Origin of the sequence: Vibrio ulleungensis, assembly GCF_016900875.1 — a bacterium.
Taxonomy (GTDB): Bacteria; Pseudomonadota; Gammaproteobacteria; order Enterobacterales; family Vibrionaceae; genus Vibrio; species Vibrio ulleungensis.
Genome location: NZ_JAFEUM010000011.1, coordinates 34,824 through 58,847, shown reverse-complemented (window position 1 = coordinate 58,847; position 24,024 = coordinate 34,824). Strand labels below are relative to the sequence as shown.

At 45.6% G+C, this 24,024-nt stretch carries 22 protein-coding genes and 6 tRNA genes; 18 read left to right on the top strand and 10 right to left on the bottom strand.

Features of this window, described 5'->3' with window-relative positions:
• Positions 1-83: 83 nt before the first annotated feature.
• The 6 genes from trpA to JQC93_RS18935 are packed head-to-tail and all read right to left on the bottom strand — an operon-like array spanning position 84 to position 6,655.
• Positions 84-890 carry a tryptophan synthase subunit alpha gene (trpA, locus tag JQC93_RS18960; protein ID WP_205159907.1) on the bottom strand — a complete coding sequence of 269 codons (807 nt, stop codon included), beginning with the start codon at positions 888-890 and terminating at the stop codon, positions 84-86.
• A complete protein-coding gene (gene trpB / locus JQC93_RS18955; RefSeq protein ID WP_205159906.1) occupies positions 890-2,080 on the bottom strand; it encodes a tryptophan synthase subunit beta in 1,191 nt (396 codons plus the stop codon). The genes trpA and trpB overlap by 1 nt, the downstream gene beginning before the upstream one ends.
• 10 nt (positions 2,081-2,090) lie before the next feature.
• Positions 2,091-3,482: a bifunctional indole-3-glycerol-phosphate synthase TrpC/phosphoribosylanthranilate isomerase TrpF gene (gene trpCF, locus JQC93_RS18950; protein ID WP_205159905.1), complete on the bottom strand. Its 1,392-nt coding sequence runs from the start codon at positions 3,480-3,482 to the stop codon at positions 2,091-2,093.
• Position 3,483: 1 nt separating this feature from the next.
• Complete coding sequence (gene trpD / locus JQC93_RS18945; protein WP_205159904.1) at positions 3,484-4,482, bottom strand: anthranilate phosphoribosyltransferase; 999 nt, start codon at positions 4,480-4,482, stop codon at positions 3,484-3,486.
• A 9-nt stretch (positions 4,483-4,491) separates the two neighbouring features.
• Entirely contained in the window at positions 4,492-5,106 is a 615-nt protein-coding gene (locus JQC93_RS18940; protein WP_205159903.1) for an aminodeoxychorismate/anthranilate synthase component II, read from the bottom strand.
• Between the two features lie 10 nt (positions 5,107-5,116).
• Complete coding sequence (locus JQC93_RS18935) at positions 5,117-6,655, bottom strand: anthranilate synthase component 1 (RefSeq protein WP_205159902.1); 1,539 nt, start codon at positions 6,653-6,655, stop codon at positions 5,117-5,119.
• Positions 6,656-6,983: 328 nt separating this feature from the next.
• Between JQC93_RS18935 and rnm the strand changes: the two genes are divergently transcribed.
• From rnm to rluB, 3 genes are all read left to right on the top strand, one after another.
• Positions 6,984-7,847 (top strand): RNase RNM, encoded by an 864-nt coding sequence (rnm, locus tag JQC93_RS18930; protein WP_205159901.1) that lies wholly within the window; start codon positions 6,984-6,986, stop codon positions 7,845-7,847.
• Positions 7,848-7,954: 107 nt separating this feature from the next.
• Positions 7,955-8,575, top strand: coding sequence for an L-threonylcarbamoyladenylate synthase (locus JQC93_RS18925; RefSeq protein WP_205159900.1), 621 nt, complete (start codon positions 7,955-7,957; stop codon positions 8,573-8,575).
• A 126-nt stretch (positions 8,576-8,701) separates the two neighbouring features.
• Positions 8,702-9,610 carry a 23S rRNA pseudouridine(2605) synthase RluB gene (rluB, locus tag JQC93_RS18920; RefSeq protein ID WP_084885577.1) on the top strand — a complete coding sequence of 303 codons (909 nt, stop codon included), beginning with the start codon at positions 8,702-8,704 and terminating at the stop codon, positions 9,608-9,610.
• Between the two features lie 92 nt (positions 9,611-9,702).
• Here the strand turns inward: rluB and JQC93_RS18915 are convergent, their stop codons facing one another.
• Positions 9,703-10,020, bottom strand: coding sequence for an HI1450 family dsDNA-mimic protein (locus tag JQC93_RS18915; protein WP_205159899.1), 318 nt, complete (start codon positions 10,018-10,020; stop codon positions 9,703-9,705).
• A 136-nt stretch (positions 10,021-10,156) separates the two neighbouring features.
• On the opposite strand from JQC93_RS18915, the gene JQC93_RS18910 reads away from it, so the two are divergent.
• Positions 10,157-10,921 (top strand): nucleotidyltransferase domain-containing protein, encoded by a 765-nt coding sequence (locus JQC93_RS18910; protein WP_205159898.1) that lies wholly within the window; start codon positions 10,157-10,159, stop codon positions 10,919-10,921.
• On the opposite strand, the gene JQC93_RS18905 is transcribed toward JQC93_RS18910, so the two are convergent.
• Positions 10,918-13,269, bottom strand: coding sequence for a DNA polymerase II (locus tag JQC93_RS18905; RefSeq protein ID WP_205159897.1), 2,352 nt, complete (start codon positions 13,267-13,269; stop codon positions 10,918-10,920). The genes JQC93_RS18910 and JQC93_RS18905 overlap by 4 nt on opposite strands.
• Positions 13,270-13,543: 274 nt before the next feature.
• On the opposite strand from JQC93_RS18905, the gene uvrY reads away from it, so the two are divergent.
• From uvrY to JQC93_RS18860, 9 genes are all read left to right on the top strand, one after another.
• Positions 13,544-14,188 (top strand): UvrY/SirA/GacA family response regulator transcription factor, encoded by a 645-nt coding sequence (uvrY, locus tag JQC93_RS18900; protein ID WP_084885571.1) that lies wholly within the window; start codon positions 13,544-13,546, stop codon positions 14,186-14,188.
• A gap of 20 nt (positions 14,189-14,208) precedes the next feature.
• Positions 14,209-16,041, top strand: a complete 1,833-nt coding sequence (uvrC, locus tag JQC93_RS18895; protein ID WP_205159896.1) for an excinuclease ABC subunit UvrC — start codon at positions 14,209-14,211, stop codon at positions 16,039-16,041.
• Positions 16,042-16,087: 46 nt separating this feature from the next.
• The gene (pgsA, locus tag JQC93_RS18890; protein ID WP_205159895.1) at positions 16,088-16,639 is read left to right on the top strand and encodes a CDP-diacylglycerol--glycerol-3-phosphate 3-phosphatidyltransferase; all 552 of its coding nucleotides are present in this window, start codon (positions 16,088-16,090) and stop codon (positions 16,637-16,639) included.
• A gap of 244 nt (positions 16,640-16,883) precedes the next feature.
• A tRNA-Cys gene (locus JQC93_RS18885) sits at positions 16,884-16,957 on the top strand.
• A gap of 18 nt (positions 16,958-16,975) precedes the next feature.
• Positions 16,976-17,051 (top strand) — tRNA-Gly (locus JQC93_RS18880).
• Positions 17,052-17,159: 108 nt separating this feature from the next.
• Positions 17,160-17,246, top strand: a tRNA-Leu gene (locus JQC93_RS18875).
• A 7-nt stretch (positions 17,247-17,253) separates the two neighbouring features.
• Positions 17,254-17,329: transfer RNA gene (locus tag JQC93_RS18870), tRNA-Gly, on the top strand.
• Positions 17,330-17,418: 89 nt separating this feature from the next.
• A tRNA-Cys gene (locus tag JQC93_RS18865) sits at positions 17,419-17,492 on the top strand.
• 19 nt (positions 17,493-17,511) lie between these two features.
• A tRNA-Gly gene (locus tag JQC93_RS18860) sits at positions 17,512-17,587 on the top strand.
• Between the two features lie 135 nt (positions 17,588-17,722).
• Here the strand turns inward: JQC93_RS18860 and JQC93_RS18855 are convergent.
• The gene (locus JQC93_RS18855) at positions 17,723-18,364 is read right to left on the bottom strand and encodes a helix-turn-helix transcriptional regulator (protein WP_205159894.1); all 642 of its coding nucleotides are present in this window, start codon (positions 18,362-18,364) and stop codon (positions 17,723-17,725) included.
• Positions 18,365-18,976: 612 nt separating this feature from the next.
• Here JQC93_RS18855 and JQC93_RS18850 point away from each other — a divergent pair.
• The 5 genes from JQC93_RS18850 to JQC93_RS18830 are packed head-to-tail and all read left to right on the top strand — an operon-like array spanning position 18,977 to position 22,559.
• A complete protein-coding gene (locus tag JQC93_RS18850; RefSeq protein WP_205159893.1) occupies positions 18,977-19,936 on the top strand; it encodes a hypothetical protein in 960 nt (319 codons plus the stop codon).
• A gap of 27 nt (positions 19,937-19,963) precedes the next feature.
• On the top strand, positions 19,964-20,926 hold the full coding sequence (locus JQC93_RS18845; RefSeq protein WP_205159892.1) for a hypothetical protein: 963 nt from the start codon (positions 19,964-19,966) through the stop codon (positions 20,924-20,926).
• Positions 20,927-20,970: 44 nt separating this feature from the next.
• Complete coding sequence (locus tag JQC93_RS18840; RefSeq protein ID WP_205159891.1) at positions 20,971-21,315, top strand: carbon storage regulator; 345 nt, start codon at positions 20,971-20,973, stop codon at positions 21,313-21,315.
• On the top strand, positions 21,315-22,004 hold the full coding sequence (locus JQC93_RS18835; protein WP_205159890.1) for a C39 family peptidase: 690 nt from the start codon (positions 21,315-21,317) through the stop codon (positions 22,002-22,004). The genes JQC93_RS18840 and JQC93_RS18835 overlap by 1 nt, the downstream gene beginning before the upstream one ends.
• A 9-nt stretch (positions 22,005-22,013) precedes the next feature.
• Complete coding sequence (locus JQC93_RS18830; protein WP_205159889.1) at positions 22,014-22,559, top strand: hypothetical protein; 546 nt, start codon at positions 22,014-22,016, stop codon at positions 22,557-22,559.
• A 97-nt stretch (positions 22,560-22,656) separates the two neighbouring features.
• Here the strand turns inward: JQC93_RS18830 and JQC93_RS18825 are convergent, their stop codons facing one another.
• A complete protein-coding gene (locus JQC93_RS18825) occupies positions 22,657-23,655 on the bottom strand; it encodes a transporter (protein WP_205159888.1) in 999 nt (332 codons plus the stop codon).
• Positions 23,656-24,024: the final 369 nt, after the last annotated feature.

Sequence of the window (24,024 nt, the reverse complement as noted above, 5' to 3'; positions counted from 1 at the left end):
TCTACAAATAATGAAGTGTTAGATACACAATAAAAAGCCAGTTCGTAATGAACTGGCTTTTTGGTAACTGCGGTAGAGTCAATCTACTTTATAGTTGCGGCTTTCATTGCCGTCACGAAACTCGATAGCTCCGACAACACCTTAGCTTTATCATCTTGGTTGTTTTCAATGATTTTGACTACAGCTGAGCCGGAAATTGCCCCGGCGGCCCCTGCTGAAATAGCTTGCTGGACTTGCGAAGGCTCTGAAATGCCAAACCCCAGTAGTGGTGGTGGCGCATCAAATTTAGCAAGGCGTGTGATCATATCACTGACTGGCATATTGGCTTTGGTTTCAGCACCGGTAACACCAGCGCGCGACAATAAGTAGGTGTATCCAGAACCGAGCTCAGCTACCTGTTGCAGTGTGTCGTCACTAGCAGTTGGTGGCGCGATAAAGATAGGCTCTATACCGGCTTTGCTGGCGGCTTGGTTAAAGTCATCACTTTCATTGGTTGGAACGTCGGCAATTAACACCGAATCTACTCCTGCCTTGGCACACTTTTCATAGAAGGTATCTAATCCATTGGCGTAGACAAGGTTTGCATAAACCAATAAACCCACCGGAACATCAGGATATAGCGAGCGTATCTGACTGATGATGTCAAAGCAGGTGTCTGGCGTAGTACTAGAGTTTAACGCGCGGATGTTAGCACCTTGGATTGTAGGGCCGTCAGCAAGGGGATCTGAAAACGGAAACCCAAGCTCTAGCGCGTCCGCGCCAGAGTCAACTAAGGTTTTAATGATCTCAAGTGACAACTCAGGTGTTGGATCACCGATGGTTACGAAGGGAACAAACGCACCCTCATTTTTCGCCTCGAGAGCTGCAAATAGAGTCGAATATCTGGCCATTACAGCGCTCCTTTTTTATCGAGTATATCTTGAACTGTAAATATATCTTTGTCGCCGCGACCTGAGAGGTTCACCACAATCAGCTGCTCTTTGTCAGGGTTCTCCTGCGCCACTTTAAGCGCGTAGGCAAGTGCATGCGATGACTCGAGCGCAGGGATGATTCCCTCGTTACGAGCTAATATCTGGAACGCTTCTAGCGCTTCATCATCGGTAGCTGATTCGTAGGTTGCGCGTCCAGTCGCATTAAGGTGCGCATGCTGTGGACCTACAGATGGGAAGTCCAAGCCCGCAGATACAGAATACGACTCTTCAACTTGACCATGTGGATCTTGCATCAACGGGGCTTTCATACCAAAGAAAATACCGGTCTTGCCGTGTTTCAGTGGCGCACCATGTTGATCGGTATCGATGCCAAGTCCAGCAGGTTCAACACCAATCAGTTTTACTTCTTTCTCATCAATAAAGTCAGCAAACATACCAATGGCATTAGAACCACCACCAACACACGCGATCACCGCATCAGGAAGTCGGCCTTCTCGCTCTAGGATCTGAGCTTTGGTTTCTTCACCAATCATTTTTTGAAATTCACGTACGATGGTTGGGAATGGGTGTGGGCCGGCTGCGGTGCCTAATAGGTAATGTGCGGTTTCGTAGCTGCCAGACCAATCACGCATTGCCTCATTACAGGCGTCTTTTAACGTAGAGGCGCCAGAATGCACAGGGATCACTTCTGCACCCATCAAACGCATGCGAAATACGTTAGGGCTTTGACGTTCTACATCTTTAGCGCCCATGTAGACGCGACATTTTAGCCCTAATAGCGCACAAGCTAATGCCGTAGCCACACCGTGTTGTCCTGCGCCAGTCTCTGCGATGATCTCGTGTTTACCCATGCGCTTAGCAAGCAATGCTTGACCCAAAACCTGATTGGTTTTGTGCGCCCCACCGTGAAGCAAATCTTCACGTTTAAGGTAAAGCTTGGTTTTTGTGCCTTTGGTGATATTGCGTGTTAGGGTAAGCGCCGTTGGGCGACCTGCGTATTCTTCTAAGAGCTCGATAAACTCTTTTTGAAACTCAGGATCCGCTTGTGCATCAATAAACGCTTGCTCGAGCTGCTCCAAAGCAGGAACGAGGAGCTGTGGGACAAACTGTCCACCGTATTCCCCAAAATAGGCGTCTAATTTAGCCATGTTTACTTCCTTAAAAATCTTTGATGGCTGCAAATGCAGCGGTTAATTTTTGCAAATCTTTTTTACCTGGTGCGCTTTCGACACCAGAGTTGAGATCAAGTCCAATACAGCCGAGTGATGCTGCTTGTTTTGCGTTATCTGGATTGATTCCACCGGCCAGCATAACGCTCTTATTGGTTAACATTGACCAGTCAAATTGTTGTCCTGTGCCACCAGATTGCTCGCCAACTTTTGCGTCGAGTAAATGCCTGTCGACGTCGCTTGGGATCAGCGTTGGTAGGGCATCACTTACCCCATAGGCTTTCCAAATTTCACAGTGCTCTGGCAATGCTTGTCTAAGTTCCGTGATGTATTGCTGGCTTTCGTTGCCATGCAATTGTGCGGCATGAAGGCCTAACTCTGTTGCATACTGAACGACGCTGCTCGCGTCGTGATTTTGGAATACACCCACAAAGTGTAGCGGTGCACCACTCATAACGATGCGTGCTTGCTCAAAAGAGACGTAGCGCGGGGACTTTTCTACGAAAATAAGCCCGCCAAATACCGCGCCACTCGTATGAGCCTTGCTCGCATCCTCAGGTGAGGTCAAGCCGCACACTTTGTGCTCGCCTTGAGTGACTTTTCGTACCGCTCGGTCCAAGTCGTCTTCGGCCATTAAAGAGCTACCAATAAGGAACCCGTTGGCAACACTTGCCAGGTCGCGCACTTGCTGATTGTTGTAGATACCGGACTCTGAAATAACGATTCGGTCATCGGGAATACTTGGTGCAAGGGCTTTGGTTCTATTAAGATCGATGGATAGATCGCGCAAGTTTCGGTTATTAATACCGATGACTTTTGCCTCCAGTGCAATGGCCCGCTCTAACTCTTCTTCATTGCTCACTTCGGTGAGAACGCCCATATTCAAGCTATGCGCAACCTCAGCGATATCGCGATATTCTTGATCTGTCACTACTGACAGCATCAGCAATATTGCATCGGCCTGATAGTGTCTGGCTAAGTAAACCTGATAGCTGTCGACCATGAAGTCTTTACATAGAATGGGCTGGGTCGTTTTCGCCTTAACTTGAGGTAAAAAGTCGAAACTGCCTTGGAAGTATTTTTCATCGGTTAGCACCGATATTGCTGTTGCATGGTCAGCGTATACGGATGCAATGTAGTCCAAATTAAAATCGTCGCGGATCAGCCCTTTCGATGGTGAGGCCTTTTTACACTCTAGAATGAATTTTGTGCTGCTACCCGAAAGGGCGTCGTAGAACGAACGATCAGATGGCGTCAGTTCATCTTTAAAGCTTTCAACAGGCTGCTGCTTTTTGCGGTCTGCGACCCAAAGGTACTTGTCGTCGACGATGGTCGCTAAGACTTTCGCCATATCGCGTTGCGATTGAGATACTGCGCTCATGTTAGCCTCGCTCCGCCAGTGCTTGGACAAGCTGGTACGCTTTTCCTGAGTTCATCGCTTCAATTGCCAATGCGGCATTGGCTTTTAAATCTTCATGGCCAAATAATTTCATAAGCAATGCGACATTGACCGCAACAGCGCCAAGTTGAGCTGGCGTGCCTTTGCCCGTTAGCATGTCGGTGATGATGGTGCGGTTTTCTTCTGGAGTGCCGCCTTTGATTGCTTCAAGTGGATAGCTCTCTAGGCCAAAGTCGGCTGGGGTGAGCGTGTAATGAGTGATTTTGCCGTCGTTGATTTCGGCCACCGTCGTGCTGCCGTGTATGGCGACTTCATCCAATCCACTGCCGTGAACAACGGCTGCGCGTTTCATGTCCATTTGAAGCATGGTTTCAGCAATAGGGGCAACGAGCTCTTCACTGTACACACCCATCAATTCAATGTTAGGACGTGCTGGGTTAATCAGCGGGCCTAAAATGTTGAAAATAGTACGGGTTTTCATAGTTTGACGAACAGGCATCGCGTGTTTCACACCACCGTGATACTGAGGGGCAAACAAGAAGGCCACGCCGATGTCATCCACCGCTTTGCGCGTATCTTCTGCGCTCATTGCTAAGTTAATGCCAAACGAGTCTAGAAGATCCGACGAGCCTGATTTGCTGGAAACGCCTCGATTGCCGTGTTTTGCTACTTTTAACCCGCACGCCGCTGCGACAAATGCCGCTGTGGTAGAAATGTTGATGGTGTTGGCACCGTCGCCACCTGTGCCCACAATGTCGGCGAAATCATAGTCTGGGCGAGGGAAGGGCGCAGCATTCGCTAACAGCGCTTTTGCTGCTCCGGCGATTTCGTCGGGCGTTTCACCTTTAATTTTTAACGCAGTGAGTGCAGCCGACATCAAAATAGGGTCTAAGTCCCCTTTGATGATGGTATCAAACAAAGACTCGCTCTCTTTTTGGCTTAGGGATTGCTGTTGATATAATTTGTCGATGATCTTGTGCATTGAGTATCCTTAAATCTTTGATGTGCTAACGTCGGCATTGTCAATAGGTTGAAGCGCCCATTCGATAGCGTTAGCCAATAGAGTTTGTCCATAGGTTGTCATAATAGACTCAGGGTGAAATTGAAATCCACAAACTTTGTGATTTTCGTGCACCACTGACATCACCAAACCGTCCACTTCTGCGTTAACCACCAGCTCGTCGCTGACATGAGTGGCGACCAGCGAGTGATAACGCGCAATGGCAAATGGAGAAGGCAGGCCTTGGTACACTGGGTGGTCGTTGTGGGTCATCATCGCGACCTTGCCATGAACAATATCTCCGGCGCCGGCCACGGTGCCGCCATACGCTTCGACAATCGCTTGATGTCCTAGGCATATACCAATGATCGGAGTTCGGCCTTTGACTTGTTGAATGAGCTCGGGCATACAGCCTGCGTCTGAAGGCGCGCCAGGGCCAGGCGAAAGCACCAACACCGCATCGTCTAGTGCATCGAGCTGTTTAACAATATCGCTAGCAGAGACATTGTTGCGATAAATAGTTACCCGATGGCCTAAGTTTCTAAACTCATCCACTAGGTTGTAGGTAAAAGAGTCGAAATTGTCGATAAATAGAATGTTCGCCACAATGGACTCCTTAATAATTATGGGCAGCGGCAATGGCTGATACGACAGCTTGAGCCTTGCCTGTTGTTTCTTCAGCTTCCGATTGAGGGTCAGAGTCAAAAACAACTCCAGCACCGGCTTGAACTTGCGCGACACCGTCTTCGACATAGGCGGAACGAATGACGATACAGGTGTCTAAGTCACCACGACCCGTTAAGTAGCCGACTGCTCCGCCGTAACTGCCACGACGCTCTTTTTCCACTTGACGAATTAACTGCATAGCACGAATTTTTGGGGCGCCTGTTAGTGTGCCCATGTTCATGCAGGCTTGATAGGCGTGCAGCGCATCAAGATCATGTCTAAGTTGACCCACAACTCTCGATACTAGGTGCATTACATGGCTGTAACGGTCGACTTGTAAAAGATCGGCAACATAGCGGCTGCCTGGCTCAGCGATGCGTGCAACGTCATTGCGCGCGAGATCAACCAGCATCATATGCTCGGCATTCTCTTTTTTGTCACTGCGCAGTTCTAACTCAATACGACTGTCCAAATCAAAATTGATGGTTCCGTCGCTATTTTTTCCTCTGCGGCGTGTACCAGCAATCGGATAGATTTCGATTTGGTTAGAGTCGCGGCAGTACTTCAGAGCACTTTCTGGCGACGCACCAAATAACGTGAACTCCTTGTCTTGCATGTAGAACATGTAAGGGCTTGGGTTGCTGCGCTTAAGTTCTTTGTACGCTGCCAGTGGCGACGGGCAGGGCAGGGTAAATTTACGAGACGGCACTACTTGGAATATGTCACCGCTTACCACATAACGCTTCAAATCAGTGACGATGTCGCAAAACGCTTGGTCGCTAATGTTTGTCGAGACTTGAGCGCCTTTAACTTCGATGGGTTTAGGCAGCGGTTCAAGCTGCTTACACACCTCGGTGAGTGCAACAATGTCCTGCTTGAGGGTATCGGCATAGCTAGAAGCAAATACACTCCCTTGGATCACGCATTGCTGCTTTTGATGATCAATCACCACCAGTTTCTCTGCTAAGTAGAACACATAGTCTGGGCACTGGTTGACTTGTTTCGCATCGCCGAGTGGCTCAAAGTTGGCCACGACATCGTAAGCAAATAGACCGCCTACAAACAGATCCAATTCTTGTGTTGCCTTTTCACCATAAACGGTTTGAAAGCTACGCAACGCATCAAAAATCGACTGCTGCTTTAAGCGACTGTCTTCATCTAGGTGATTTTGAGTGTGAGGCAGTTCAACCAGTAAATGGTACTCTGTATATTCAATGATCGACTGCTCAAACAGCGGCAAAACGGCTTTGATCGCGGCTTGCCCATTTGGGGTCAGAATTTCAAAGCGAACTTGGTGCCCAAAACATTCAATGCGTAGCGCAGCGTCGACGAGCAATAAGCTTTTTAAGTTTTGCTTTGAGTCGATCTCAGCCGATTCCAATAATAAACTGCAGCTTTTGTCGTGACACAAACTGTTAAACAGTTGCGTCGGGTCTTCGAAATAGGGCAGGTCTTGCTTTATTACATCGAAGTAAGGTGCTGAACTCATAACACATCCTATTGGGTCTTTAGCCAGCGTTACCACGCTGGACCTTTCAATCTTTGCCGTCAGTATCTAAACATTTGAGGCGAAACAAAACAAAAAAGCTCGCAAACTGCGAGCTTTCAATGAAATTGGACAATTAGTCTACAGAAGCTCGCAAGGTCAAGTTGCGCGCCACCAAGAAATTGAGACAACACTAGCAGTTGCAATAGTGCTCATAGCATCATTGTTGCTTGCGTGTTGCGGGATTAGCTTGTCTAATAGCATCTCAATTTCCACTGTCAATTTATGTGTACTAGTTAACTAGTACGAGCAGGTAAAGTCAAGCATTATTATGAAAATCGATCTCCACAGTCATACCACCGCATCCGACGGCCGATCCACACCGGCCGAGTTGGTTCAGCGCGCTTTGGATTTTGACATCAGTGTATTGGCGATCACTGATCACGATACTGTAGCCGGGTCAATTGAAGCCCAAGCGTTTATTGAGAGCAATAACCTTGATTTGACCTTAGTCAGTGGTATTGAAGTGTCTACACTGTGGCAGAACAAAGATATTCATATCGTGGGTCTCGGCATAGATACTCATCACCCAGAAATGAGTGCATTAATACAGTTACAAGCGAACACCCGTTCAACCCGTGCAGAGATTATGGCGCAGCGATTAGCTAAGTCGTTCGCCGAGCCTATGTGCGAAGTACAGTTGCTATCTGAAGTACAAGCCATTGCTGGTAGAGCGCCAGTGACTCGCTCTCACTTTGCGAAATGGCTGGTGGATAACGGATACGCAAAAACGATGCAGCAAGTGTTTAAGAAGTTTCTGACTCGCAATAACCCTGGTTATGTACCACCAATGTGGTGCGACATGAAAACTGCAATAGATGCAATTCACGCATCGGGTGGGGTGGCAGTATTGGCCCATCCAGGTCGTTATAAATTGACGGCTAAGTGGATAAAGCGCTTGCTGTTAGCATTCAGTGAGGCGGGCGGAGATGCCATGGAAATCGCTTTGCCGCAACAAAGTCAGCAAGAGCGACGCAATCTTGCTGATTATGCTATACAATACAATCTATTAGCCTCTCAAGGCTCAGACTTTCACTACCCGTCGCCTTGGACTGAGTTAGGACGAAATTTATGGCTGCCTTCAGGTGTAACACCTGTGTGGGAAGCCGTTGCACTGTGGCCTACAGACGGATAACCGTTATCATGGTGCTATATACTTAGCCCCCCACAATGATGCCGCGGGGGTAACAATAAGATTCTTTGCTGCGTAATACGCGGCAAAGCGCGTTTAAAGGAATTTTCATGAGTCAGTTTTTTTATGTACACCCAGATAATCCTCAAGCCCGTTTAATTACTCAAGCGGTTGCGATCATTCGAAATGGTGGTGTGGTTGTCTATCCAACAGATTCTGGTTACGCATTAGGTTGCCAATTAGAAAACAAATCTGCATTAGAGCGCATTTGCCGCATTCGTAAACTCGATGACAAACACAACTTTACACTCCTGTGTCGCGACCTTTCTGAGTTGTCATTGTATGCGCGAGTCGATAACACTGCGTTTCGTCTGCTTAAAAACAACACTCCTGGGCCATTCACCTTTATTTTTAAGGGGACAAAAGAGGTTCCACGCAGGCTCATGAATGCCAAACGTAAAACCATCGGTATTCGTGTTCCTGATAATCGCATCGCTTTGGATTTGCTAGAAGCGCTGGGTGAACCAATGATGTCGACCAGTCTGATTTTGCCAGGAAGTGATGTTGCGGAGTCGGATCCAGAAGACATTCGTGACCGCCTTGAGCACGCTGTTGACCTCATACTGAACGGTGGCTATTTGGGTGAACAGCCTACAACGGTCATCGACTTTAGTGATGATGAAGTAAAAGTTGCCCGTATAGGTGCCGGTGACCCAGCACCTTTTGAGTAGCGAAAAAGAGTGCTATTGACGAAGATTTTTGGCATAATCGCGAGCCGCATTTTTGAGGTCAATAAGACACTGTGCGGCAATTACACCTAAATTTTGACGTCTGTGAAGACGACACCGAGGAAAACAATGAGCGAAAAACTGCAAAAAGTATTGGCACGTGCTGGACATGGCTCACGCCGTGAACTGGAATCTTTGATCCGTCAGGGTCGAGTGAGTGTTAATGGTCAAGTGGCTAAACTGGGCGAACGACTAGAAGACGACAGCGCCATTGTGCGTATTGATGGACACAATGTGTCTATTAAGGTCGAAGAAGAAGTAGTTTGTCGTGTTCTCGCTTATTACAAACCTGAAGGTGAACTCTGTACGCGTAACGACCCAGAAGGTCGTAGAACAGTATTTGATCGCTTGCCAAAAATTCGTGGTGCTCGCTGGATTTCGGTAGGTCGACTCGATGCCAACACCTCTGGATTGCTGTTATTTACCACCGACGGTGAACTCGCCAACCGCCTTATGCACCCTAGCCGTCAAGTTGAACGTGAATACCTAGTACGTGTATTTGGTGAAGTGAACGAACACAAAGTTCGCAACCTAACCCAAGGTGTAGAGCTTGAAGATGGTATGGCACGTTTTGAAGACGTGGTGTACACCGGCGGAGAAGGCATGAATCACACGTTTTACGTTGTGATTAACGAAGGTCGTAACCGTGAAGTAAGACGTTTATGGGAATCTCAAGAGACGACAGTATCTCGCCTAAAGCGTGTTCGTTACGGTGACATTTTCTTAGAAAAAACCTTGCCACGTGGCGGTTGGATGGAGCTTGACCTTAAGCAGGTTAACTACTTACGTGAACTTGTTGAACTGGGTCACGAGAAGAATACTTTTGTTGATCCGAAGGGAAGTTCACGTTCTCGCGATCGCTCTCGTAAGCAAAAGATCCGTCGCGCAGTAAAACGCCATGAAGAGCGTGTTACAACAACTCGAAGTGGTAACCGAAGCGCTAAAAAACGCGCACCGCAAAAAAAGCGTAAAGCGTAACTGAGCAATACTCGAAATGAAAAAAGGCGTCTAGTAAGACGCCTTTTTAGTTTTTGCGTTCGGTAACCAATACCGATTAGTTGGAAGTGAGGTTAATCTCGTTTCCAAAGAATGTGACAAAACTTATTGTCAGCATCACGACTCACTAAAAGTCGAGCAAACACGTCATCCAACTGGTCATCAGCTTCATTGACCAGTCCAATGCGGACTTCAGCAAATGTATCGTCTACTTCAAATCCTACGTGTTGCGCCCAATCACTCGCTGTTTCAACAAGCTCTGCAGCACCGCGATCTTCGAACTGCGCGGTAAAAAGGATGACGTCCGCAGCCTCTAAGTTATCAGGGGCCATCTCTAAGAAGATGTCGTAAGCCGTATCTATAGTAGTGTCGAGATCGATTAATTCAGTCATTGGGAATACCAAGCGATTTATAATGCTGAGAGTGTACCATTTTTTGAGTCTTTTGAAGTAATATCCATGCTTCGTTATTGCAACCAATCTATTGGCAGTAAATAATGGAGTTAGGTTACAAAGGGGAGAGAGCAACGTGGCTCAGACAATGTCTTCAATCAGTGCTTGGCAAGGCCGAAGTGAAATGATCATTGAGGATGCTACCAAATGGATCCGAGCGTCTCTTTCCACCAATGTTCACAGCTTGTATCTGTTTGGCAGCTTTGCCACAGGCAGAGCGAAACCACACCTTTCTAACCTCGATCTACTGGTTGTCCTTCATCGCGAGCAATCGGGTCAACTTAATACGATAAAGCGAAATATTGAGTGGCGATTTAGCCAATCCTTTCCAGAAGTCACTGGCATCAATATTAGGACGGTAACCCTCTCGGAAGTGTTGTCTCTAGACAATATTTTTAAGTGGGGATTTTTACTTAAACAGTGTTGCGTGTGCCTACTTGGCGATGACCTTACGCACTGCTTTGGTCAGTTTGAACCGAATTGGGAAATCTCCAAATTTTGGAATATGGACTTGGAAGAGAAGTTGCCCTCGCTACGCAAACACTATGTTCAAGTGACGGATCAAAAAGCTCAGTTTTTGCAGCAGCGTGAGATAGGCAAAAAACTACTTCGGGCTCACTATGGTTTAGTCCTGCATAAACATCGGGTGTGGTTAGACGATCCGCTACAATGTGCCGATGTCGCACAACACTATTACCCAAGTAAACAAGTCGAAATCAAGCGTCTCACCTTGCTGTTACGTCCACACTTAATTCCTAGGCGTTCGGTGGTAGGACTGCTCGACTCTCACGGTGACTGGCTAGTCAAATCGTATAAAAAAACAGAGTTTAGAATTGGCTAGAACAAACCAAGTTGCTGATCGTTAAGCTGCTCAAACGACAACCCTATGTGCGGTAAAATCGCATCTGCAATAGGTAAAAGCTGCTTATCGATATAGTGCTGGTAGTCGATTGGCGATTCCAGATATTCCAGCGGCTCTGGCCCATTAAGCGTCATAACATATCGAATTTGCCCACGATTTTGGTATTGCAATGCTCGACCAAGCAGATGGTTTTTTTCATCCGCTAGGCGCGCAGCGCGTACTTGTGGTGGGATGTTTTTTTGATAGTCCGACAGTTTGCGTCTAAGCCGTTTCGCATACACTAATTTGCTGTCCCACTGTCCCTGCGTCACTTGCTCGGTAATGTCCCGCACATATTGGCTTGGATTAACATCGTCAAAAACCATAGTGTAAAGCGTGTGCTGAAACTCGTGTGCCAATTCAGTCCAATCGGTTCGTACGCTTTCAAGCCCTTTAAAAACTATGGTGTTGTTTTTGCCTAAAAGTCCCGCGTAACGTTTTTTTGAGCCCATTTCTGAATCGCGTATGGTTGGCATAAAGAATTTTTTAAAGTGGGTTTCAAACTCCAGTTCAATACAGCTGTCTAGTGCGTGCTCACTTTGAATACGCTCTTTACACCAACCATTAATGTGGTGCATCATCGATTGACCAATGGCATCAGCCTCATCTTCTGGCGTTTTTTTTCCTAAAGCGACAAAAATTGAATCGGTATCACCGTAAATGACTTTATATCCCATGGCTTCTATTTCAAGGCGTGTCTCTTTCATAATTTGATGACCGCGCATGGTGATAGAGGAGGCGAGCCTAGCATCAAAAAATCGACACCCTCTAGCTCCTAGTACCCCATAGAAAGAGTTCATGATGATCTTAATCGCCTGAGAAAATGCAGCATTGTTATTACGTTTGGCTTTGTCGCGCTCTTTCCATAGCGTTTCGATTAACTCGGGAAGAAAGTGACGGCTGCGATGAAAACGCGCCCCCTTAAATCCTTCTATAGCTTGATCCTGCTGGGTTCCAATCTCTTGCTTTAACCCTTCAATAAGGCCCAGCGGGTCGATTAAAAAAGTGCGAATGATAGAAGGGTATAGGCTCTTAAAATCTAGTACCAGTACCGAATCGTACAGACCCGGTTGCGAGTCCATAACATAACCGCCAGGACTTGCTTCCCAGCCGTCACGATCTAAGTTAGGTGCGACGTATCCCGCTCTATGTAAGCGGGGCAAATACAGGTTAGTAAATGCAGCCACTGAGCCACCAGATTTGTCTAGCGAAAGGCCGGTGAGCTTAGCCCGCTCAATGAGATACTCTAGCAGTTGGGTATGCTTAAATATCTGCGTTACTAAGACGCAATCTTGTAGGTTGTATGTCGCTAACGCTTGTTTGTCGTGATAGAACATGCGATTAATTTCATCCATCCTGTCATGGGGGTTATGGATGATTTTACCTTTGCCGAGCATCTGTTGGGATACATTCTCTAACGACCAAGATGGAAAATGGTGCGCGGCTGATTTTAAACCGTCAATACCATCAATAATGCATCTTCCTGGAATAGTGGCAAAGCCTTGTTGTCCTTGTGCCGATTGACGAAAGGTCACGTAACTCTTTTGACGGCCAAGAGCCAGTTTAAGGCCATGGTAGTCGGCTCGTTTGATCAGCAGTCGCAAATCAAAGTTGACGACACTCCAACCAATGATGATGTCAGGGTCAAAGCGTTCAAACCACGCAAACAGGTTAAGCAATAGCTGCTTCTCATCATTTACCCATTCGATAACAGGGGATTCAGGTTTTAGTTCTTCGGCTTCGCCAACCATGATCACTCGTTTGTCATTAGGCGAATCTAACCCGATAGAGTAAAGCACACCATGTTGTGAACATTCGATGTCCAGCGACACCATCACTAAAGACGGCTGAAAATCACAGCGTTTACACTGAGCATTTCTGACCGTTACGCCATCACTGCATTCCCCTTGATACTCAATTGCACCTTGTATGAAGCGCTCCATTAAAAATCGGTCAATGAGTGAGATGTCGTCTTCGAAGGCTTCTATTTGTTGACTTTCTAACCACTGCTTAAGTTCGTTAAACTGGTTATAGGTGTTGCTATACACGGCAATGACCGGTGTATCGTTAAACTGCTTAAGCGACACCGGTTTGGTTTCGACGCGCGAGCCGAAATGATCAACTATAGTTGTATGGTAACTCGCATCGACAAATAGGACCGATTGTTGAGGCCCTGTAATGATGTGCTGGGGTCCCTCGTCCGTTGAAACCCAGAAACTTAGGTGAGGACGGTGGTTTAACGTAATCACTTGGCGAGACAAAATGAAACCGCGTTGAGTGATCTGCATAAATAGTGGGTCGCCTTGTGTTAATTGTGGGTCAAATTATCACAGTTATCGTTAGGTTAAAACAGATTGAGCTTTTGGTATTTTCGGTTAAATACCAACCATTTAACTAAAAATATGACGCATAGTTCATATTTAGCAAGAGATTATATTGCCATTTTTGCGAAATCAGAGCATATTCTAGCTCAAAGTTTTTACCTAAGTACGGTATGATTGCCGTCCAACTTGCTATGCTCAATTAGAGCTATGCGGCCAATAACAGTGTGGAGATACAAGTTTGATAAACGTATGCCTTGTAGATGATCACGAGCTGGTGCGCACAGGGATTAGACGTATAATTGAAGACGTCCGTGGTATGAACGTAGCAGGGGAAGCTGACAGCGGTGAACAAGCAGTAAAATGGTGCCGAGCCAATCACGCCGACGTGGTGTTGATGGATATGAATATGCCCGGCATTGGTGGTTTAGAAGCAACCAAAAAAATATTGCGATTTAACCCAGATGTAAAAATAATTGTACTAACAGTACATACTGAAAACCCATTTCCAACGAAGGTGATGCAAGCAGGTGCTGCGGGTTACTTAACCAAAGGTGCCGGCCCAGATGAAATGGTAAATGCTATTCGACTGGTCAACAGTGGTCAGCGTTACATTTCGCCTGAAATTGCTCAGCAAATGGCACTGAGCCAAGTGTCCTCAAACTCAGATAATCCATTTAAGGACCTGTCTGAACGCGAGTTGCAAATCATGATGATGATCACCAAAGGTGAAAAAGTCACTGATATTTCAGAGCAATTGAATCTCAGTCCAAAAACCGTTAATAGCTATCGCTATCGACTCTTTAGTAAATTGGACATTAGCGGAGATGTAGAGTTGACGCACCTTGCGATCCGACACGGCATCCTCGATACCGAAACACTGTAGCCAGTAGACCAGTACTCTCAGTGAGCTCGCTTTTTGATTCAAAAGACTTTCTAAAAACGGTACCCCAGCACCCTGGGGTTTACCGCATGTATAACGAGCAATCTGACGTTATTTATGTAGGAAAGGCCAAAGATCTCAAAAAGCGACTTTCGAGCTATTTTAGAGCAAAAGTAGACAGCGAAAAAACCAGAGCGTTGGTGAGCAATATTGCTCATATTGATGTGACGGTCACACACAGTGAAACCGAAGCCCTGATCCTCGAGCACAACTATATAAAACAGTACTTACCCAAGTACAACGTGTTGTTGCGTGACGATAAATCTTATCCCTATATTTTCATTTCAAATCACAAGCATCCTCGACTAAGCATATATCGCGGTGCTAAAAAGCGTAAGGGCGAATACTTTGGTCCTTTCCCCGATTCTGGCTCGGTACGCCAAACCTTGCACTTACTGCAAAAGATACTGCCGATGCGTCAATGTGAGGATACGGTTTATGCGAACCGCTCTCGACCCTGCTTGATGTACCAAATTGGACGATGTGCAGCACCTTGTGTTCAGTCGGTGATATCTACTGAAGAGTATGCGGACCTTGTGGAAATGGTTCGACTGTTTCTAAAGGGCAAAGATCGTCAAGTGATCGAAACGCTGGTAACTCGCATGGAAGCCGCGAGTCGAGAGTTAGCGTTCGAGAAAGCGGCGCAGTTTCGCGACCAGATCCAAGCGATACGTCGAGTCCAAGAGCAGCAGTTTGTGTCAGAGGATTCGCTCGATGACATCGACGTGTTGGGCTACGCACAAGAAAACGGCATTACTTGCGTTCATATGCTGATGGTGCGCCACGGTAAAATACTAGGCAGTCGCAGTTATTTCCCTAAAACACCGAATAACACCCCAGCGAATGAAGTGTTTACTAGTTTTGTTAGCCAGTATTACTTTAATAGCAGTGAGGGGCGCACGCTGCCTTCTCGACTATTGTTTGGTGAAGGCTTGCTCGATGATAGCGAGGCTATTAAAACAGCGCTAACAGAGCTTGCAGGACGTTCTATTCGCTTCCACGAAAACCCAACGGGCAGCCGCGGACAGTATTTAAGGCTGGCCAATACCAATGCGCTCAATGCGATCACCACTAAAATCAATCACAAGATGACGATATCTCAGCGCTTTAAAGCGTTAGAAGAGACATTGTCACTGGATTCGATTCGTCGTATGGAATGTTTCGATATCAGTCACACGATGGGTGAGAGTACGATTGCATCTTGTGTGGTTTTCAATCATGAAGGGCCGGTTAAGCAGGAGTATCGTCGCTACAACATCACTGGTATCACTGGTGGAGACGATTACGCAGCAATGGGGCAAGTGTTAGAGCGTCGATATTCAAAACAGTTAGATGTCGATAAGATACCTGATGTGATTTTTATTGATGGTGGTAAAGGACAACTGGGGCGAGCGGTAGAGATCGTATCTAAATATTGGAACGACTGGCCAAAAAGGCCGAGCCTTATCGGTATAGCAAAAGGGGTAACCCGTAAGCCAGGGTTAGAAACCATGATCACGCCAGATGGAGATGAGTTTAATTTACCTTCCGACTCTCCAGCGCTGCACCTGATGCAACACATACGAGATGAAAGCCACAATCACGCCATTGCGGGACATAGAGCTAAGCGTGGTAAAACTCGTAAAACCAGTGCTTTAGAGGGCATTGAAGGGGTAGGGCCCAAAAGGCGTCAAGCTCTACTTAAATATATGGGTGGAATTCAAGAAGTTAAGCGAGCATCTGCTGAAGAAATCGCCAAGGTACCTGGTATAAGTCGCTCTTTAGCACAAATTATTCATGAAACGTTGAAACAGTAACGTTTTTACCGCACCATTAGAGCACGCTGAAGCAGAGTGCTGTCGAATGAAACTTACCATCCCAAATATCTTAACGCTATTACGTCTCGTATTAATCCCCGTTTTTGTTGTCGCGTTTTATCTTCCTTATCCGTGGGCGGATCTTCTTGCCGCTATGATTTTCCTTTTTGCTGGTGCAACAGATTGGCTAGATGGCTATCTCGCTCGTAAACTGAATCAAACGTCTCGATTTGGCGCTTTTTTAGATCCGGTGGCCGACAAAGTCATGGTCGCTGCAGCATTATTATTGATTACCGAGCACTACGCCTCAATTTGGATAACGATTCCCGCGATGACTATGATTGGTCGCGAAATTATTATTTCTGCGCTGCGTGAATGGATGGCCGAGTTGGGTAAACGTTCTGCCGTTGCTGTCTCTTGGGTCGGAAAAGTAAAGACGGTGAGCCAGATGTTTGCACTCTGGGTGCTGATTTGGCGTTACGATGAGTGGATGGTCTGGGTTGGCTTTGGTGCGCTCTATATAGCCACAATCTTGACTTATTGGTCGATGTTCCAGTATTTGGCAGCTGCTAAAGATGACTTGTTGAACAGCGATTAGGCTTAGTCTATCGAATAAACTACTTAAGCAAGCGTGAGCTTGCTTTTTTTATACTTTCGCTAGCTAAAAAATAGACTTTAAGTTGATGAATTTTAGCCAAGTTTTGTGCTTTTTCTATCCGTTTTGAGAATTCTGTCGGTAAAGTAGCCAAACAAAACAAAAATCGCAAATTAGTGTTGACTCACTCACTCGTTTCAGTAAAATGCCACCCCGTACCCAGCGAGAATAACCGCTAGGAAACAAAGGCGCGTTGGCAGAGTGGCTATGCAGCGGATTGCAAATCCGTGGACCTCGGTTCGACTCCGGGACGCGCCTCCATTCTCAAGTAGAATGATTGCGACACTAGCTCAGTTGGTAGAGCGCAACCTTGCCAAGGTTGAGGTCACGAGTTCGAACCTCGTGTGTCGCTCCAAATTCAAAGAACCTCGTGCCCTAGCCGGTCGCGTCGTTCCAAAAAATTTAGGTATTGATTAACATCGATATCACTAAATGGTGTTACCAAACACAACAAATTTTGTGTGCCCTGGTGGTGGAATTGGTAGACACAAGGGATTTAAAATCCCTCGAATTTCGATTCGTGCCGGTTCAAGTCCGGCCCGGGGCACCATTTATTTGCGACACTAGCTCAGTTGGTAGAGCGCAACCTTGCCAAGGTTGAGGTCACGAGTTCGAACCTCGTGTGTCGCTCCATTAAAAACGAACCTCGCACCTTAACGGGTAGTGTTGTTCCAGTTTCCTACTCTCAGTAGAAAACTCAGTAGCCCCTGCTACAGAAATATGGCGCGTTGGCAGAGTGGCTATGCAGCGGATTGCAAATCCGTGGACCTCGGTTCGACTCCGGGACGCGCCTCCATTATTTCAAACATGAATTTGCGACACTAGCTCAGTTGGTAGAGCGCAACCTTGCCAAGGTTGAGGTCACGAGTTCGAACCTCGTGTGTCGCTCCAAATTCAAAGAACCTCGTGCCCTAGCCGGTCGCGTCGTTCCAAATTCAATTAAAGCCAGTTCTAGTAGCTGGCTTTTTTCTTTTCTACGTTTGTGGTGTTAGATGGATTCAGTGTTTGCACCATTGCCAAGGTATGCTACAGCATCTTAATGTTTGCTCGTGCAGCTGAGCGAACCTTGGATATCGCCTGATGCCTATTATTGACCTCCATTTTTTTGTACAGCTTATAGACATGGGTTTTGACTGTTGAAACGGCAAGAAAAAGGTCATCTGCAATTTCTTTGTTAGACTCACCGGCGGTGATGCGATCCAGTATCTGTTTTTCTCGTTTAGTAAGATTCAATTTCCAGGCACCATGAGCATTAGATGGCTGGCGGTAATGATACAAAATGGATTCCAATCCAAGTCTTGGAAGCCACATGCCACCATTTAGTATGGTGGTAACACAGCTTCGTAGATGTTCTACAGGTGCGTCTTTGCTTAGTGTGCCTTTTAGGCATTGCCATTGGTAATACTCTAATGAAAGGTGGTTGTCGTCTAGGTTATGTAGGACGACATGTAGATTACCGGATTGCAGTGCCAGCCATAATACAGTTTCAGCATCTGTTAGGGCTGCGTGATCAATAATTAAGCAGGTGCCAGGTTTAAACTCTAAGTGAGGCAACACTTCTGGCTCGAGGATAAGGCAGTGGACATCAGGGATGCTCGCCAATTCTTTCTGAATAAGTTGCGATTCCAACCCAATGTGATTTGCAATGATGACTTGCCATTCACTCATGCCTGACCAACCTCTAAATGATTTTGATTAAACACAACTATATTAGAAAACGTTGATTAGGCAATTTCTTGAATATCCACAACTCATCAGGCTTTGCGAACTATTTATATTTTTAAACTATCAGGCTACACCCTCTTGTTTAGAGCCGCATTTAAGGTCGTATAGCAAAGGGCATGATAACCATACTAAATGTAGGCTTAACTATTGAGCACGAAGAAAATGGGCTGCAAAGTCATTATCTCACTCTAAAGGTGATCAATTTAGACCTTGTAGAGTTTAAATATGTCCGCCTTAATCAGTCACACAGAAGTGTATTAAAAAATCATCTATTAGAGTTGCACCAGAGCAATGAAGTAGTAACGATAATCAACCTCCTTTTGATTCGCAGCACTACTTCGTAACAACCTTTCACTTAACTGCTTAATTAACAGTCAGTTAAGGATGGGAAATAGGTCGTTCTCTGCCAATTATAGGCCCCACGCCAGATGTCTCATTAGTGAGACTGTGCTAATTTTTAGAGCACCACTACACTCGCCATTGTTGGGTATGGGACTCAACAAAAGGATAGGGATCCCATGGAACCTATTTAGGATGATTTGGAGAGACAGGACTATGAATCTAAGAAAAACAACGACTGCTTTGATGATTGCTGGTTTGTTAACGAGTGGCGGTGTATTGGCCGATGAGTTAAACAATAGCGGTGATAATAATGGCAATGATGGTAATGACGTTTCGAGTTACAACGAGGCCTCGCTATTAAATGGAAACTCAGTAGATGGTAACTCTGCGGACAATAACAGCACTAACGATAGTAATAACGATACCAGTAATAACAGTGCAAATAACGATCAATGGTGGAGTGGTAATTCGATAGACGGCAATTCGAGTGATAACAACAGTACCAATCAAAGTAACAATAATCGTAGTGACAATAGTACCACCAATGAGAACTACCTAAGCGGTAATTCGATGGACGGTAATAGCGCTGACGACAACAGTACTTATGACAGTCATAACGATGATAGCGACAACAGCCAAATGAGTGAGCACCTTTATAGTGGTAATTCTCAAGATGGCAATTCAAAAGACGATAACAGCATTAATGACAGCAACAACACTGATACCAACGCTAGTACCAACGATAGTTACAACGATGAAAGTGACAACAGTGACGATAGCTACACGTCTTGGAGCGGTAATAGTGCCGACAATAACTCAGAAGACGATAACAGTATAAAAGACAGTTATAACAATGAAAGCGACAACAGTACGCTTGATAGAAGTGACAACTCTAGTAATTGGTATAACAGCAACAACAGTGAAAGTCATTTTTATGAAATGGATGTTGATTCTATTGTTGCTCAGGCAGACTTATCTGGATCGATTACGGGTACAGGTGTTGAGTATCAGATGAGAGATGACAATAAAGGGACATTCAATGTTACTCATAGCAACGCCATTGATTCGAGTTTCAATAGCACTGCAGGTATTACAACATTGGGCCAAAACGCGGGCAGTAACTCTTTGGTTCAACAATCTGTAACCACAAATGCATCGGTGATGACGGAGTAGATCTAATAAGGTCTAAGGAGAATGGATATGAATAGTTATAAAACCCCGATTGCACTGATAATAAGTGGTCTATTGCTTAGCGGTTTAGCACAAGCTGACGATGTGCTAAATAATGGCGAGAATAACAGCGGTAATGATGGTAATGACGTGATGAGCTACAACACATTGGAGGCTGGCAACAATAATTCGACGGACAATAACACCGCCGATAATAACAGCACCAATGGCAGTTATAACGATGGTAGTGACAATAGCCAAAATGACCACGCGGTTGCTAGTAATAATACCCATGACAACAACACCATGGATGATTTTAGTACCAACGGAAGTAACAACGATAACAGCAACAACAGCGACAACACCTACAACAAAGGAAGTGGCAATTCGGCCGACAATAACTCCACCAATGATAATAGTATCAACGGTAGTTATAGCGATTACAGTGATAACAGCACGTCAGAGTACACCGGTGGTAGCAATAATACACAGGACAATAATACCAACGATAATAATAGTACTCATTACAGTTACAACGAGACGTCTGACGCTAGCCTTGATGGAAGTTATAACGACAGTAGCGACAACAGTACCAGTGATAAAACACTGGCCAGTAACAATACTATGGATGGCAACAGTAAGGACGATAACAGCACCAAAAACAGCTACAACGACGATAGCAATAACAGTATGACCAATGCGAGCAATAATAGCTCAACGATGGAAGATAGTGGCAATACTACAGATTCGTCCCACATCTTTGATATGGACCAGGTTGTCGCGTCGTCAGTATTGATGGGTAGCGTAGCTAGGACGACAGTCACTTATGGAATGTCTGATGAAAACAAAGGTGATTTTAATGTTACGCATAGCAATAACATTGACAACTCTTTTGGTAATGTATCGGGGATCACAACGATTGGACAAAACTCGGGAGCAAACTCGATGGTGCAACAATCAGTGACCACCAATGCTTCGGTATTCACTGATTAATAATCGGAGTACCTAACTCGCTCTTAGTGAGCTAAGGAGGAGCAATGAATAAGCTTAGCACAATGCTTTTGTGCGTTGCTTCATGGGTTATTGCAAGCGAAGTTGCAGCCGATGAGTGGTTGCTGATTGATGATGTTTCCGTAGTGTCTGAGTCGAATTTACAGGCCCTTCGTGGTGGAGAGCACGTAGTGGATATTAACCAAACTCTTGCAAATACCGAGCTCGATGGTGAGTCGGTCGGTAACGTTGCTATGGGAGTTAGTAGTGGTGATAACCATATTCACGCTGGTGCCTTTGGATCCAGTCAAGGTGTTACCAATGTCATTCAAAATTCCGGTCACAACGTTCTCATTCAAAATGCGACCGTGATCAATCTGAGTTTAGAGTGATGAATAATATCTGGGCCAAAGTGTTAGTGGTAACGGTGGGAGGTGCATTGACTATCGCACCTCCTGCACATGCAGTCGATTTAAGTTGGAATAAGCATGCTTTATCGGTTCCGGTACAGAGCTATCAGGAAATCCTGTTTGGCGATGTCTGGCGTCAGCAGTACGACTTCAGCTGCGGCTCGGCTGCGTTGGCGACATTACTGCATTATCACTATCAACATCCAGTAGCGGAAGAAGCAATTTTTACCGCAATGTACCGAAATGGAGATAAGGCTTTGATTAAAGAGCAGGGCTTTTCTCTTTTGGATATGAAGAACTACCTCAATCAGCTTGGTTATGAATCTGACGGTTATAAAGTTGGGTTAGACAAGCTAGAAAAGTTGGGTGTTCCTGGTGTTACGTTAGTCAACTTTGATGGATATATGCATTTTGTGGTCATTAAAGGCATTAACCATTCACAGATCATATTGGGTGATCCCTCAAGAGGAACGATCGTTTTAGATAAACAAGCGTTCATGAAATCGTATCAAGGGATTACTTTACTGATCAAATCAGATGTTGATGCCGCTAGGGAAACGTTTCTGCGAGATCCGCACTTTTCGGTCTATACACAATCTCCAACGGAACATGCAATACCCCGCCATAATATGGGTGATATGTATCTGCATGTGTCTAGCTCTTACTATTAGGAGGGCATAGTGAAAATGAAATGGATGATAAGTCTCCTTTTATGTTCTAGCCCCGCTACTGCAAGCGAGTGGTTTTGGCAAGAGGTTGCTGCGCTTAGCGATCAGACAATGTCAAATGTACGTGGCGGTTTTGCGCTAGATATCGGTCAGATTAATATCGGTATTAGTGTGACTGGTTCAGTGGATGGTACTCGATTACTAAACTCGCATATTGCTAACCTAACGATCGCTAATGGGAAGCTATTAGGTAGCAAAGAACTGTCCAATACCATTCAGTTATTGCAAGTGGGTGATGGTAATTTTGCTACTATCAGTTCGTCAATAGAAGGGACACAAGGTGAGGACGAAAACTTACCGCAAGCAAATGCTAACCAACTGACCAGCATAGTCAAACCCCACCCAGTCATCGGGAACATAATACAAAATACTGCAGATGGGCGTCACATTGAACTCACAACAATGGTAGACATTGAAGCGAATGTTTCAACCCTTATAGACAGAGAAGCTTTGAGAGCCCAAATACGTGATTCTATTAGGATCAACTTAGGGCAATAAACACTTTTCTAGTCAGTAATGCTGTGAGGTTAGAGTTTCAGGAGTAGGGTAAAATTTAAGCTATCTGGCCTAGCCTCTGTGCTAGGCCTTTTTATTATTAGAATGCTACCGGGACAGAAAGGTTAAGCTGAAAGTCTGGGGAATCTTCAGTGAGCCCTGCACTTGCCGAGATATTGAGACTGGTGTTCGGAGTGAGCGACAGCTGAGTACCAAAGCTAATTTGATCGATTTGGATGAGTTGTGAGCCAGAACTAGAGCCATTAGTCTCGCTTTCAAATAAGGTTCTATGATTGAGCCCCAACGAAAATGAAAATTTGGGGTTAACCGCAAATCCCATCCCAGCGCTGATAGAGATAGAGTCTCCTAATTTCACATCGGCTACAGAGTCATCAAACAGCGTGACCTCATCTTCAAAGTTATATACGTAGCCAAGGCTTGCGTATAGTACAACGGGCGCTGTAGGGTAGATGAGCGTGATGTGTGGCTCGATGCTCCAAAAGCCAGATCCTGTAGGCGTCTCTTCAAACGAATTACTATCCTGATTGTAATCCGACTCGTAAGGGGAACGCCCTGTAGTCGATTTGGCCCTGACTCCACCAACAAAAAAGGGGGCAGAGTCCATGTTAAACTGATAGCGAAGTCCAATTTCTGCATCTCCTACACCGTGGCCTTCAATGCGGTAAATTGTAGTGTCGTTTTGTGCTGAAGCAAGCTCCCGTCTCTCGTAGGTTTCGTTACGATAAATAAATGGTACGCGAACCTCAGCTTCAAGGCGGTTAGTAATACCGTACCTCAGTGCAAGCCCATAGGAGAGCGTTGTTCTGTCGGCCTCTTCAACCTCTATGAATCCAACTACTAGTGTTGGCAATACTGAGTAACCAACGACCGAAACTCGATTGGAGGCACTTTGTGCATAACTCAATGTAGAATCTACAATGAGTCTGCCTTTTGGTGTGAGCACCCCTGGTTGGTCAACAATGTCGCCAACAGTTTGTATGGGTTTTTGTTCTTGCTCTTCTTCCTGCGCGAGTGCCGGTGTCATACTAAGTGACAAGAGAGTCGCGCTGGCGAAACCTAAAATGATAGGATTATGCATAATCGACTCTGTCTATATTTCCATCAACTAGTAATAGTGAACAAAAGGCTTTTTCTCTATAGGTACAAAGTTGATTTTGGGGTGTTTTAGGGTTGAACAAGCTTTGCCAGACAGATTTGGGTTGCTCATTAATTATACGAAAATTACGCTTGCCACTACGTTAAATTTTGGTAATATTGGCCGCAATCTTGGCCTGTAGCCAAAAGTGACGCGCAAGCGCATCCCGCTGATGATGTCTTGCGTATAGTAGGTACTAAATAGAGTCGCTATTTAGTAGATGGGATAGTAAATGTCATGGATACTCACACTAGTGAGGCTGACATCACTCAAAGGCACCCAACATGAAAAATAATCAATCTTCTGTCAGCT